This window comes from Pseudomonas sp. NFPP28 (assembly GCF_900115535.1).
Lineage (GTDB): Bacteria > Pseudomonadota > Gammaproteobacteria > Pseudomonadales > Pseudomonadaceae > Aquipseudomonas > Aquipseudomonas extremorientalis.
On record NZ_FOWT01000002.1, the window covers coordinates 688,662 to 702,555 of the forward strand.

The 13,894-nt window shown below is 52.2% G+C and carries 10 protein-coding genes and 1 tRNA gene; 3 read left to right on the top strand and 8 right to left on the bottom strand.

Annotated elements, in window-relative coordinates; translation table 11 throughout:
- The first annotated feature begins 55 nt into the window (after positions 1-55).
- Genes BM110_RS08720 through BM110_RS08730 form a run of 3 tightly spaced genes read left to right on the top strand, consistent with a single transcriptional unit; the run spans position 56 to position 7,394 of the window.
- Entirely contained in the window at positions 56-2,746 is a 2,691-nt protein-coding gene (locus BM110_RS08720; RefSeq protein WP_093513159.1) for a Tc toxin subunit A, read from the top strand.
- A 13-nt stretch (positions 2,747-2,759) separates the two neighbouring features.
- Positions 2,760-3,269: a hypothetical protein gene (locus tag BM110_RS08725; protein ID WP_139220318.1), complete on the top strand. Its 510-nt coding sequence runs from the start codon at positions 2,760-2,762 to the stop codon at positions 3,267-3,269.
- Between the two features lie 12 nt (positions 3,270-3,281).
- Positions 3,282-7,394 carry a Tc toxin subunit A-related protein gene (locus BM110_RS08730; protein WP_093513161.1) on the top strand — a complete coding sequence of 1,371 codons (4,113 nt, stop codon included), beginning with the start codon at positions 3,282-3,284 and terminating at the stop codon, positions 7,392-7,394.
- Positions 7,395-7,487: 93 nt separating this feature from the next.
- On the opposite strand, the gene BM110_RS08735 is transcribed toward BM110_RS08730, so the two are convergent.
- The 8 genes from BM110_RS08735 to BM110_RS08765 form a co-directional block, all read right to left on the bottom strand.
- Positions 7,488-7,560 (bottom strand) — tRNA-Asn (locus BM110_RS08735).
- Positions 7,561-8,444: 884 nt separating this feature from the next.
- Positions 8,445-9,026 carry a tetratricopeptide repeat protein gene (locus BM110_RS08740; protein WP_093513162.1) on the bottom strand — a complete coding sequence of 194 codons (582 nt, stop codon included), beginning with the start codon at positions 9,024-9,026 and terminating at the stop codon, positions 8,445-8,447.
- A gap of 136 nt (positions 9,027-9,162) precedes the next feature.
- Positions 9,163-9,342 (bottom strand): hypothetical protein, encoded by a 180-nt coding sequence (locus tag BM110_RS08745; RefSeq protein WP_093513163.1) that lies wholly within the window; start codon positions 9,340-9,342, stop codon positions 9,163-9,165.
- A gap of 97 nt (positions 9,343-9,439) precedes the next feature.
- Positions 9,440-9,835 (bottom strand): hypothetical protein, encoded by a 396-nt coding sequence (locus BM110_RS08750; protein ID WP_093513164.1) that lies wholly within the window; start codon positions 9,833-9,835, stop codon positions 9,440-9,442.
- 403 nt (positions 9,836-10,238) lie between these two features.
- Entirely contained in the window at positions 10,239-10,643 is a 405-nt protein-coding gene (locus tag BM110_RS29295; RefSeq protein WP_139217586.1) for a hypothetical protein, read from the bottom strand.
- 450 nt (positions 10,644-11,093) lie between these two features.
- Positions 11,094-11,309, bottom strand: a complete 216-nt coding sequence (locus BM110_RS29765; RefSeq protein WP_256575375.1) for a hypothetical protein — start codon at positions 11,307-11,309, stop codon at positions 11,094-11,096.
- A gap of 398 nt (positions 11,310-11,707) precedes the next feature.
- Complete coding sequence (locus BM110_RS08760; RefSeq protein ID WP_083205641.1) at positions 11,708-11,989, bottom strand: YrhB domain-containing protein; 282 nt, start codon at positions 11,987-11,989, stop codon at positions 11,708-11,710.
- Positions 11,989-13,894: DUF637 domain-containing protein (locus tag BM110_RS08765; protein ID WP_175538836.1), on the bottom strand; the 1,906-nt coding region annotated here is incomplete at its 5' end. The genes BM110_RS08760 and BM110_RS08765, both read right to left, overlap by 1 nt.

Consider the following 13,894-nt stretch of genomic DNA (forward strand, 5'->3'; position numbering starts at 1 on the left):
CACTCAATGCACGGTCCACCGCGGTGTGCGCAATGTTGTACGTCAGGAGAAACGTATGGCAAAGAAAAGCGCACCCAGCGCTACTGCAGCGAAGACCAAGCCGCCCGCACGCATCCGCAAGACAGTAAAGACAGCAGACAAGCCGCAACCGGCAGTCACCCCGCCCCCCGAGAGTGATGTGGCGCAGATCAAAGCGTTTCGCCAGCAACTGGCCGAGCGGGGCTACGAGTCAGTGTTCGACGTCGTCCGTAAGGGCCGTGCCGAGACGATATCCAACTATCTGGGAAAGAAAACCGCGAAGCGCGAGCGGGCTGCGGCGCAACAGTTTTTTGAACAGGCCGAAGCCCACGCCGCAGCCTTGACCCGGTTGCATCGCCAGTTGACCGCACGCGGCGAGCCGATCGCCCAGGCCATCGCCAAGCTGGGCATTGCCTATGATGCCGAGTGGCTGGATCGCGCCATCGGCTCCAGCGGCAATTATCAAGATTGGTTCGGCCGGAACCTGCTCTATGCCCATCCCGATTCGGTGGGCTCGCTGTTTTCCCCTGGCAGTTACCTGACGACGCTGTACCGGGTCGCCAAACCGTTGCATCCCGCCACCCACGGCTTGCAGCTGAACAAGCGGCGCCCCGACCTGAATCGCCTGCCGTTGAGTGACACCCACCTGAACCAAGAAATATCCACCTTGACCCTGATCCTGGAGGTATTGGAGCAAGGCGTAGTGGGGGATGCCGAGGAACAGCTGCGTACCAAGGTTTTTCCGATGATCTTGCCTTACAACCATGCCAGCGAGCAGATCCGCCAGGGCTTGGCTGCCTTGAAGAGTTCGCAAGCCGAAATATGGGCCACGCTGGGCGATAACGAAGCGCGCGCGTTCTCATCTATCCCCTTTGATGCATGGATCACCCAAGTACTGACCCCGGGCTGCGTGCGCGATCGGCTGGCGTTATCGCCTGAGGAGTTCGGGATACTGACGCAGGGCATGCAGAACACCCAGGCCACAGTCGGGCGATACTACGGTTTGAGCCGAATTGCGGACATGACGCATGTGGGGTCGGAGGCCGCTATTACAGCGATCCAGAAGGATCGGTCCTTGCTGGAACGTACTCAGCTGGACCAGGAGACGTTGATGCAGGCACTGGGTGTGGGTGCCATTCAGAGAGATGTGGGCGATCGCACACTCGAATACCGTAAACCGGTAGAACTAAGGATCGATCACTCGCCTGATGATGGTGGCTATTCTTTAGTCACGATCTACGACATGAGAATAGATAGGGAGGCTGATCAGATTACTTGGGTGGCTCAGGTAAATGCCCGGCATACCGTCACCTATTCATATATGGACGATGCGTCACTCTTTATTGAAATGCGCTGGGGAAACGAATCGGTCACGAGTGACGACCCCCTGATCCATTGGAGTAACGGCACGCCGGCAGGAGTGACGCGAGAAGTGAGAATAACCTTGGATATCGACTCAGGAGTGCTGAGCCGATCTGATTTTGTTCTAACCTTTGTTCTTGGGTATTCCCCCCCCTACCGACCCAGGCCTCGGCAATATGTATCAAACGGCCCAATCTCCCTGGAGTGGCCGTTGATTGCCCCGCAGAAGTACGGCGCCCGCTACATTCACGGCTGGGATAGTGACGTCAACCCCTACCCCCCTCTGTATGCGTACGTAGGAACACGGGCAGGGCACCCCGCGACGCCGCCTGCCAACAACCCGGCGACCAGCAGGCTGTACAACCGTCATGGTCAAAATCTGGAACGGCTCAATCGCGTGATCCGGCTTCAGCGGCGCATCGGGATAACCTTCGAAGAGCTCGATTGGTTGATCGTGGCGGCGGCGGTCAACCTCTCCGATTACCCGTTGACCCGGCCACTCCAAGCCTTGGCCGTCTACCTGCCGCTGCGTGAACGCTACGGTTTTTCCGTCAATGCCTTCGTTGCGTGTATCGGCTCGATCAATACCTACCACCGCCCGGGCGAGCAGTCGTTTTTCCGGGAGTTGTTTGGAAACGACGATTTTCTCAGTACGCGCCTGTTCCTGTCGCCACCGCGCGACGACGCACCTTCACAGGCGGCACGCGCCATATTGTGCCGAGGGTTGGGCATCAGTGCCGATGTGCTCATCATGCTGGCCCGCTTGCTGCCTGGAGTCATCGATAATGGGGGCGCCATCGGCTATGTCCTGCCCACCCTGAATATAACGCATGTAGACGCACTCTATCGGCTGGTGGCGATCCCACGCCTGTTTGGGCTGGCTCCGGACGAAGCATTGCAGTTGTGGAATCTGCTGGATGCACCGGGAGTGATCGCTCAGAGTCTCAGCCAGCAAGAGCGTCCGGTAGGGGCAGCGCTCGCGGCGTTGGAACGCACGGGTTACCTGGTGGACTGGATGCGGCGCGAAGGTCTGGATGCCGCCCGTCTGATTGTGATGACCTCTCGCGACTACCGCCAGGTCGCGACACCGGAGCTGCAAGGCTTTTTGCAGAACATCTACAGCACACTCAGTGGACAACCCGGTGATACTCGCAGCGAGCAGGCGCTGTTCGAACTGCTGTGTCGGCACATCGGTGCGCAGTTTGGTTTGAAACCGAGCACGTCCCTGCGTCTGATCGAATGGATGGATGCCGTTGCCGCTCGCATGAATCCGGCATTTACCGGCTACTCGGTGTTGACCTTCTGGAATCAGATCCAAGCCTATTACAGTAGCCCGGTGAGGGGGGTTATCTACCCTGGAATCTGATCTCCCACAGTTGGTGCAATATGCAAACCTGATTGCCCAGTTCGCCCTGCTGTGCCATTGGGCGCAACTCAGCGAGCAGGACCTGGCACTCATCATGCCGCGCCCTTCCCGTTCGCTGCTGACCGGCGAATTATTACCGCCGCTTCCTGACCTGCCATTACTGTTGCTGCTGTCACGCTACCGGCACTGGCAGAAATTGCTGGTACTGCCGGTGGCCGAAGGGCGGCGGTATTTGCAGCGCGCTGCGGCCGGCGAGTGGACGGCGCCCGCGGACATAGCACAGGAGCTTGCGCTGTTACATGGCTGGGACAAAATCCAGGTACTCGGCTGCATGGAATCACTAGGCGTCTCGCCCAGGAGCTTTCGTGAGCTGTACCCGCTCGTCGCGCGCATGCAACTGGGGCAGAAGCTGGGCCAGGCCCCGACGGATCTGAGCCTCCTGGATCTGTTGGCCGGACTGATACCCGATCAGAATACGCTTGAACAATTCGCTGCCAATATCCTCGCCGCTGCCCACGCCTGAACCGGAGGCATCATGAATAGCGCATTGGAAAACTCGCTCAACCAAACCAAGCGCGATGCGCTGGTGAGCTACTACCTGCAGTACGTCATTCCTGATCGTGAGCTGGGTACTCTCGCCACAAACATCAAAACGGCCGACGACCTTTACGAGTACCTGCTGCTGGACCCGCAGGTGAGCGGCCAGGTCACGACCAGCCGGATTGCCGAGGCGATTGCCAGCGTTCAGCTGTATATCCATCGCTGTCGCCAGTACCTGGAACCCGGCGTCAGCCTACCCGCCATGGCAGAGGCTTCGCGCCCCGGCCGCTACCTGGACCAGTGGGACGCCTACAACAAGCGTTATGCCACTTGGGCCGGGTTGCAACTCTTGCTGCACTACCCGGCCAGTTATCTGGACCCGGCACTGCGTTACCGCAAGACCACGCTGTTCAAAAACCTGGAGCAGACCATCAACCAGGGACGGGTGACCGAAGAGCGGGTTGAGCAGGCGATGCGCGATTATGTGGGGGAGTTGCGGGCTGTGCTGGATATCAGGTCGTTCAGCGCCTACCAGGTCGAGCCGGATGTGAGCGACACACCGGTCTATTTCTTGGGTCGCTCGCTTGATCAGGATGGCGACTACTACTGGCGCTATGTTGATGGCAGCAGCGGCGGAGTCAACGGTCGATTGCGTAATCCTGTGGCCTGGAGTGAGTGGTCCAGGATCCAAGTGCCTATCAAAGCAGAAGGTGATCCAGCGATTGTGTACTTCAATCACCGGGTCCATGTGATGTGGTTACACAAAAAGATTCGTAAACTGCAGGTTGATCAAGCCAGTAGTTCGGAAAACGATGTGCGGGCATGGGAAATTGTCTCGTGGGAGCTGCACCTCGCTTCGTTGCAGGCAAATGGTCAATGGGCGCAGCGTAGCTATCCATTGGAACATTTAATTCCTTCTACGGATCTCGTCAGCCCTACACGTTTGTTTGCAGCAGAACTAAGAGAGGAAGGGAGCTCAGCAGATCGGCCATTGGGTGTGTTTTTCGTTCAACAGGAAACAAACACCAACGTGCGCTACTTATGTCTTTTAAACAAACTTCTACAACATATCGACTCGCCCGGTAAGTCGTGGGAGTTCAATTTTAACTATGACATTGAATCCGTCACCACGCATACCAACTACCCAGTGTTTCCACCACTTAAATACCAAGCTCGCTTGGCTCCCCCGATTGATACCTTGACGGTAGCGGCATCAGCGAGAGCCGAGGACAACACCGCCACTCTTACTGACTTTAGAATAACGAGTGGAGCATTGTCTTTTACATCTACCCCCAAGAATCACGACGACCATGCGTACTTTGTTACATTGACAAAAGGCGGCGGCATTGAACCTCTATATTCGTCTATAGAGATCCGCACGAATGCAAATAAAAGAGTGCGTTTGCCAACAGGTTATAGCCAGCAAGTCATAGCGTCGAATCACGGTATAACGATTAGGTTATTTTTGATAACTACCTTCCCCGAATACAGTGAGCGTATTGTCTACGATGTCCCTCTCGTGCGAGCGGTTTTCGATCAACCCGCAAAAATCACGAACTTCACGCCGAACGTCAACTGGTGGATGGTGACTTCTCCCAAGCGCTTGGGACACAGTCAAATCTTTCACCTACGATCCAACGGAACCAACGGCGGTGCCGAGCATGTGATGACGACCCTTGGAGGGCCGCTACTGGAACAACGGATGCAGGAAGGCACCGACGTGCTGCTTTCTTGGAACACGCAAGCCATCCCTGTCGACCCGAGTGGATCGAATTGGGGCGGCACAATCATCAATACCCCCATGCGCTTCGAAGGTGGCATAGGCCAATATACCTGGGAGCTGTTTTTCCACGTGCCTTTCCTGATCGCCAATCGGCTGCTGGCCGAGCAGCGTTTCGACGAGGCCGAGCGCTGGTTCAAGCGCATTTTCAATCCCGCCGGCTATCGCAAGGCAGACGGCAGTCTCGACATGATCGGCAGCACACCGCGCTTCTGGAACGTCCAGCCATTGCAGCAGGACACCACCTGGAACACTTCCTCGCCGGAAAACACCTATGACCCAGACCTGATCGCCGCCAACGACCCCATGCACTATAAGCTGGCCGTGTACCTGCGTTGGCTGGAACTGTTGCTCGCACGGGGCGACCATCTGTACCGCCAGCAAAACCGTGACAGTTTGACCGAAGCCAAGATGTGGTATATCCAGGCCCTGCAACTGCTGGGTAAGCGGCCAGCCATGCCGCTGCTGCTGAACTGGGCTGATCCGACGCTGGGTCAGGCGAGTGTCGAAAACAGCGTGTCACTGAAACGCCTGGAAAAGCTGTTCGATGACAACCCCAAGGCACTGGCACCCGGCCTGGTTGGGCAGATCCAAGTGACCAACGGCCCGTTCAAGGCACCCTTCGATGACGCCTTGCTGGATTACTGGCGGCGGGTGGAGCAGCGTCTGTTCAACCTGCGCAATAACCTCTCACTTGACGGCCAGCCGTTGATTTTGCGGCTGTTCGAAGAACCCGTCTCCCCCACCGCCCTGCAGCAGGCCCGTCAAGCCGGGGATGGCAGCGACCCGGCGCCCTCAATGGCCGGCCTGGGCCTTTGGAGCCAACGCTTCCCGCTGTTGCTGGAGCGCGCCCGTACGGCCGTGCAACAGGTGATCCAGTTTGGCAGCAACTTGCAGGGCATCCTGGAGCGGCGCGACGCCGATGCGTTGGGGGTACTGCAACAGACCCAACAGGGCGCCTTGTTGGGTATGGCCAACGAAGTGCATCTGGCGAACATCGCGTCACTGGAACACAACCTGGCCTCGTTGCAGGCGAGCCTAGCCGGCGTTAAGAAGCGTCAACTGCATTACAAGGGTTTGTATGACCGGCATATCACCGACAACGAACAACGCGCCATGGATTTGCGCACCAGCGCCAATGACAAACAACTCAGCGCCGGCGCACTGACCACCACCGCGGCCCTCTTAAACCAGATCCCAACCCATTTCACAGCTGGCATGGCCTACGGCATCGGCTACAAGGAGTTTGGCGGCTTGGCCCAAGCGGCGGCAAAGGTGCTGGAGCTGGATGCGCAATCCAACAACGGCAAAGCCAACAAACTCGAGGCTTCCGAGCAATATGCACGCCGACGCGAAGAGTGGCAGGCCCTGCGTGACCAGAGCGCGCATGACATTGCCCAACTGGACGCGCAGATCCTTTCAGCAACGGAACAGATCACCATGGCGAACAAACAGTCGGCGCAAACAGAACGGGAACAGGCCTATAACCAAGCGGTCCTGGATACGCTGAGCACCCGCTTCAACAGCCAGACGCTCTTCAACTGGCAGGCCGGCCGCCTCGCGGCGCTGTATTACCAACTCTATGATTTGGCCGTCGATGTCTGCGCCCGCGCACAGCGCAGTTATCAATGGGAAACAGGCGATACTACGGCGTATCTGCGCCCGGGCAATTGGAGCGACACCTATCAGGGCCTTTTGGCGGGTGAAGGCCTGCTGCAGAACCTTCAGCACATTGAAAACAGATACCTGGACTGGGACCGCCGCACGTTGGAGGTACAACGCACTGTTTCCCTGCAGCAATTGTCGAAGCAGACCATGAGTCACGTAGTACGCGACCTGCTCAACAACGTTACCTCGCCCAGCAAACCCGAGGTGATCGAGGTAAGCCTGGCGAGCGACCTGCTGGCGATCAAATTCAACTTGAATACCATGCAGATAAACGATGATTACCCCAGCGCACTGAATTTGGGCACGTTGCGCCAGATCCAGACGCTGAGCGTGTCGTTACCGGTGGTGCTCGGCCCTTACCAGGAGGTCCAGGCAGTGCTTCAGTATGCCTCCACCCATTCGCTCGCTGACGGCTGCAAGGCGATAGCGTTGTCCCACGGGCTTGATGACAATGGCCAGTTCCAACTTGATTTCAATGACGGCAAGTATTTCCCGTTCGAAGGTATACCGATCAACGAGGGCGTCTTCGTGCTGTCATTTCCGAACGCCACGACGCGTCAACGCGAGCTACTGATAAGCCTGACGGACGTTATCCTGCATATTCGCTACACGATTCGCCAAGCAGCCGTGCCTCGCAACGCCACAGTTTCACAGCCCTAGTACCGGCTTGCCAGACTGGACGCGTTGATAGCCAAGGAGAAACCAAGGCAAAAAAAACCTGCATCTCTGCAGGCTTCTCTTTATGTCGCTATCTGGCTCCACGACCTGGACTCGAACCAGGGACCCAATGATTAACAGTCACTTGCTAGCTGTTAGGCGCACTGGGGCCACGACGAAATGTGGCGCAGAAAATAGGTTAGCTGCATAGCGTGGGTCGCATGAATGCGTCACGCCAGGAAAGTTAGTCGGGTTGGATTGGGTTGTCAAAGCGTGGCAAAGCAATGACTTGTAGGAAAAGGAGGCGGCGGCAGTCAGCTACCGGATCACCTACAATGCGTGTCTGAGCGGTTCGACCTCCAGATGGCGTTATTTCGAAGTTGTGGCAATTCGTAGCTACAGTACTTAAGGACAGACTATATTTAAAATTACTAAACCACCAAAGAATGGAATCGTGAGCTGACCTCGTTTGCTGACGCCCTATCCAGCAGCCTTACCTACCTACAATGACAGGAGAAAGTCCTTCCAACCGCGTAAAGCCCGTTCGAAGTCATCCAAACTTATAGTTATTGAGAAGTCCTCATCATAAAGTGAATAAATTTTAACTCCACTTTTCGAAATATGGGTTGCCCAGGCATCGCGGGCCCATTCAGTGGAGACCTCATCCTCTCGCCTCACTGCTCTCAATCTATTAAGGCCCTCATCTAGCCAAGGAATAGTTTCGACAAAAGGTCCCCCCCATCGTCGATCAATAGGCAAGCAAGAATATCTACATCATCAGGCCCCAACGCATCCGTGCAACACCAAGGTATTGCTACCCCAGTTGATTCTTCCAAAAAAAAACGAATATTCATCTTATTCCTTACATCAATGGATATACGGTGGTTTTAGTGGATCCCTCAGGGTCAGACACCGTTTACCCCATGAGCCCGCCATTCAGCGCGAGGCGATTGTCGGCCCGAATTAGATACAGCATCATCACTCGATTCGTTTCGTCACCTACCTCAAACTCAATAAATCCGCCCCGTTTAGGATCCCCTTTATCAATTTCACTTACCACGCAGCGTGATGGTTCGAGGGTGTCGACGTTCCGGAATGCTTAATTTTTTCAGTTTCCGCGTTGACCCCTAAATACTTATCAGCATATTTTTCCGGAGTGCGCTTGTGAAGCTCCCCCAAAATCGACACCAGACTTACATGAATAGCCAAGTCTGTAGGCTTTATTTCCATAGCATCCTCATAACACTGCAAGGCGCCTTCAAGATCTCCCACCTTAACTAACATCGCACCTAGTTCAAGATACGTATCGACAAATGTAGGTTCGGCTTCAATGGCGGCCTGATAATACTTGAATGCGTCGACAACATTTGACGCACGCTCATTCGATACGCCTGCAAGGAAAAGATATCGAGCTATGACTTGATCAGGGGCCAACTGGGTAGTGACTTCATAATGCGTAATAGCCTGGGCAAAGTCACGCTGATAGAAACATATATCACCTAAACATTCAGCACATGCAGACTCAGACAGCAAGTGCGAGCGGGCCTTGAAATATTTAATTGCATTTTCGACAAGCCCGGTTGAGAGGTACCTAATCAATTGTTTCTTAATATCATTAAAATCAGATTCGTTCACAGCTACTCTCCAACAACTATAACGGGACTCCTCAGGGTCAGCCGCCATTTACTGCGCGCGGGCTGCCCCCCTTTAAACTCTTTATTTTATCGCCCAGCATACTTGGTTCAAAACTTTCTTCTATTGAAACGACCAGTCATGCACCGATATATTCGATCTTCTGATTAGACTCACACTCCAATGGTGCTCTATAGTCGGTAATAAAGCTGATACCCTCTATATATTCACCATTTTCAATAATCAGAAACTCATCATCCACATCATTAAAATCCAACTCGTAAAAATCCTCAAGCAGCAGTAGGTCACTGCCAGGCACAACGGATCCCTCAGGGTCAGACCCCGCTCACAATGGATGAAAGCACTGCACTGCCGGTAGATTGCTCGCATCTTCATCCTGAATAAACATCCACCAACTAGACTGGAGACTTTTTTGAGTAACGTTCTTCTAATCTTTCAGCAGACCTTAGAACACCACCCCTATCATTAGGAAAGAAAGTAGAGTACACATCAGCCGCAACGTTCATCAGAGAAACGTAGTCAGCCACTGGCAGACTTGAAATTTCTACTTCGCCCAGAAAGAAACTGACCTCACTGAAATCTTCTGGATAGTCCCAGTCTTGATCAAGAGAGTAAAAAAATCCTTCACTCACAGAGAAGCCAACTCCTCGCGAAGCGTCATAGATAAACGCTGGAAAATTAGTCTTTTCACTCACCATAGCAGCCTCTATCAATCCATAAAGGTCTTCGTAATCCAGACCAGTTGAAGCAAATGACTCTTTGAGGCTCTCAAGCCAAGCTAAGCTAGCCATTAGTTTGTCCTCGGCGGCATAGTGATAAAGGAGTTTGTTATTTCTCCAGTCTTGCTATTACCTGTCACCTGGAAGTGATATCCATTAATTTTAATACTAGCTTCTCTCATCGCTGGATTGGATTTGAACATAGACTCGGCTTGGACTGCGGCTCGACTAGACATGTCAGCCACTCTGCTATCCGGCAGAACCTTCGGATCGTAAGTCGTTATCGTGGGCGTAAGTTTATACCTACTCATTAATTCGCCTTTAGTATTGCCCCCTCAGGATCTGACACTGTGTTTAACCAGCCCCCCCCCTCAGGGGCGGCCCCATCTACTTCTAGCACCAAGACCCTAAGTCATATAACCATATTTAAATTACGCAAGATCATTCTAACCATAACAACTACCACCTCACAAACTCAAATCTCTACTGACTTTGCAACTACATATAACGCAACACCTACAGAATGCAGAAACAGCCTATAATGTTTGTCACCACCTGAAAGCTCTTTGCCCTGCTGCATGGCTATAATATCTGAATATCCATATTCAACAAGAGACCCAAGCATTGAAATATCACCATCATCCTTACAACTAAAAAAACTATAACCAGGAAATGGCTGCTTTAAAAAATATGAAACCTTTAAGAAACGAATACTCTTTTTAACCTCTGCAACACTAGAATCCTCATCATCATAATAAACATCCAAGTCAAGAGTTGTTCCCGAATAAAACATCTCAAATCTATTTTCACCACCACCAGGCAACAACTGATCGAGATCAAGCAGTTGCCTAGGATTTGACAATTTAATTTTTTCAATCATTTTCTAGCCTTATCTACAGAGCCGCCATAGTTCTTATTAAGCTGTTGCCTTACCAAATCATAGTGCCATTCGGGTCAGACCCCATTTACCGAAAGTTACAGCCTAGCAAATGAATAAAAAAATCCGTCTCCTTTTCTTAAATATCTTGTTGCCAGAAGGTCAGGCAAACGCCATATTCATCGAGGAGATCGTCAGCAATTTCAAACTGAAATGCCCTCTCTGGAAAAGAGTCTAATAATGCGCGACTCCAATATCTACTGACCTGCTCAGCGAATAAATGACAAAGCCGATAGCCTTCTTCCGATAGACCAACTTTAAATACGGGCCGACCAGGTGCATCTTCCCACTTTGAAAAGAACTGATTTATTGAAAATATATTTCTGTATCGCTCAACGTCTCTATGCGAAGCACTTTGCTCCAGAGTACCAGACTCGGTCTCGACCAAACCTTTTAAATGATTTTTTTCAGGTCGTATCGCTGAGCGTTAGGCAGCCAGAAAATGTGGCCATCCGTCTCAATAAAATCAGGTGAGAGCAACCCTAAAACAGAAGTTGCTTGTTCCAATGAAACCAAGTTTCCTACATATGAAAAGAACTCCCCAGCGCCAATATCTGAAACAAACAGATTCAACGATTCTTTAGAAATATTTCCCTGATAAATTTTCATCACTTCAACCCTAAGCTATCAAGAACCGACTAAAAAATGGGACAGATTTATTTTCTATTCAGACTAGCAAATATATAACAAACAAATCCGCCCCCCCTTTTTATCTTAAATAAACGTCCTAAACTAGACTGGAGACTTCTTTGAGTAGCGATCTTCTAATCTTTCAGCAGACATTAAAGCACTGCCTCCATCATCAGGAAAGAATGCAGAGTAAACATGAGCCGCAACTTTCATCAGAGAAACGCGACTAATTGGGATCAGAGCCCATTTACCCCTTATCCACAACATTCCAAATAATTTGCTTTGGCGGGCCATCCACGCCGTTTTTACATTCAGCTGCTCAACCACTTCAACAGCAGTCCATTTATAGTTATTGAAATTCCTTTTGCACCAACAAATCAACCTTGTCTTTTTAACTTGCTCGTCACATATTGTTCTAGATATTCTTCTAAAGGCTTGGCAGTCCCTAGAACATGAAGCTCTCCTGTTTCCTTATCAATTAGGAACGGTCCATTTCCAGCCAGCTGAGCCGAAAAACTCCCTGTCTCTAAATATTCTTTAGATTGATAGCAAAAGAACCATCCATCAGAAAACTCTCCCTCATGCGTTAACTGCAGAGGAATATCTGAGTCTTTTAAATACGCATTAGCTCGTTCCAGCGCACTCTCATAGGTAATCATTAATTAGTTCTCAGCAACTGTAGCGTCTTAAAATTATTCATATTAGCTGGCTTCCCAGTCTGCCCATCTAGATATCGGATAACTCCATTCTGATTAACCACGTTGAAAACATGGCCTGGCTGACCTGGACCATAGGAACCGAACACAATCCCGCGCGCGCCGTCCCCGCCACCGAGCATGTGTTGGGTAAAAGTCTCGGTTGAAGATACACCGCTAAACTTAGCGCCATATTGCTTCTCCAGCACTGTCAACGGAACACCCTTGGTGGAATTTATCGGCAATGCAGATGCTGGGTTACCTGCAAGTGTTGCATCAGTAGCAATCGAACAATTAACACAGTTATGGGTTCGTCCAGCATCTGGATAACCTGGGTTTACGTTCCTAATTGAACCTGCAGTTTCATCCGCAACGCCTGTCGCTTTTGTACCCCACAATCCCATCTTACCTAAAACTGCCGCAATGCCTAAACCTGTCAGCTCTCCGGCCATGAACATGGCCCACGCCTTCACAAACTCATTCGCAGGCTGTGGCCCATCAAAACCTTGACCTTGTGCAAGGGCCAACTGCGCTTGCGCAGCTTCTTCAGCAGAATACCCCTGTTTCTGCATGTATTCGGCGAGGGTAGTTGACGCCTGCCCGTACTGCGCCAATCCTGCCGGAAGATGCTCCCCGAAATTGTATTGCGTAGCATTCTTCGCAACCCAGCCACCCTTCTCGATCGACTTCGCATCAGCATCCTTCTGCGAAGCCGCTGCCAGCACTCCCACAATCTGTGAACTCATGGACAAAAGGGTCTTATCGCCTTTAACCAAAGAGTCCAGATGAACGACTAGAGCTTCGTTGATCCCGGCTGCCAAAGCCCCCGTTCTGAAGTCCCCGCCTGTGGCCTTAGAGAGCAAGCCACCCACCATTGCATGAACCACAATTTTAGGAGGGTAGCCTTCCGTCAGTACCCCATGGGTGTAGTCGCCAATGGCATTAAAACTTGCTGCAGCCAATGTATTGAACAATGCGCCTTTGAGTGCATCACCAAAGTCACCACCTTGTCCGAGCGCTTTGCTCAGCAAAGTCGACGTACCGTTCTGCAAGGCTTGGTTCGCCGCAAACTGGCCAACGCCGGTCCAGGTGTTGAGGGCTGGCGAAGTGATAACGGCCCCTGTGTTTGGATTGGTCTGCGTGCCTGTCCAACCATCGAAAAGCCCTTTCGTCAGGCCTGCCGTCACGCCCGATATCACGTAGCCCTTCATCGCATCCGATGAGGTGACGTCCTTGAACACTGCCCCCAGATTGCCCCGATTATTGATAACGCTGACGGTTGCATTAGTCGCGGCACCTGAAGCAACAGCCCCCACCGCCGCCGCCGTGACACCACCACCACCCGCCGCAGTCGCAGCCATAGGCCCTACGACAGTAGCCATCACGATCGCGATAATGATCTGCGACGCAGGACCAAGTCCGGAGTTGCTGTATTTGAAACTCTCGTGAATTTCCTTAACTTGATGCCAATCTACATCGCCACGCCTTTCTGCATCCTTTATCCATGCCAATTGCGGGTCAGCTTTGACCATTGCATCAATGGACTGACTAACCGTTTGCTGATTGACCTGCGTTACATCAATTTTCAAACCATCCACCGCTTTGATCACAATAGCGCCTGCGGCAGCCATTTGCGTTTGACGCACGGTTTCGTCGGTATTGCCTTTGCCTTTGGATGACACCCAAAAAGCATTGTTATTGGACTTCTCGTGGCTTTCCTGATGAAGGTCCTTAACACCTTCAAACGTCACACTACCGCCACTGGCAATGGTCAGGTCATTGCCACTTTGCAACTTGGCAGCCTGGTACTTCTGATCACCCTGGCTCTGAATCGTAAGATCGCCACCGGTTTTAATTTCACTACCGATG

Coding starts and splice junctions, on each gene's coding strand:
- BM110_RS08720 (WP_093513159.1), top strand. CDS start 56: ATGGCAAAGAAAAGCGCACCCAGCGCTACTGCAGCGAAGACCAAGCCG.
- BM110_RS08730 (WP_093513161.1), top strand. CDS start 3,282: ATGAATAGCGCATTGGAAAACTCGCTCAACCAAACCAAGCGCGATGCG.
- BM110_RS08750 (WP_093513164.1), bottom strand. CDS start 9,835: ATGGCTAGCTTAGCTTGGCTTGAGAGCCTCAAAGAGTCATTTGCTTCA.
- BM110_RS29295 (WP_139217586.1), bottom strand. CDS start 10,643: ATGATTGAAAAAATTAAATTGTCAAATCCTAGGCAACTGCTTGATCTC.
- BM110_RS29765 (WP_256575375.1), bottom strand. CDS start 11,309: ATGAAAATTTATCAGGGAAATATTTCTAAAGAATCGTTGAATCTGTTT.
- BM110_RS08760 (WP_083205641.1), bottom strand. CDS start 11,989: ATGATTACCTATGAGAGTGCGCTGGAACGAGCTAATGCGTATTTAAAA.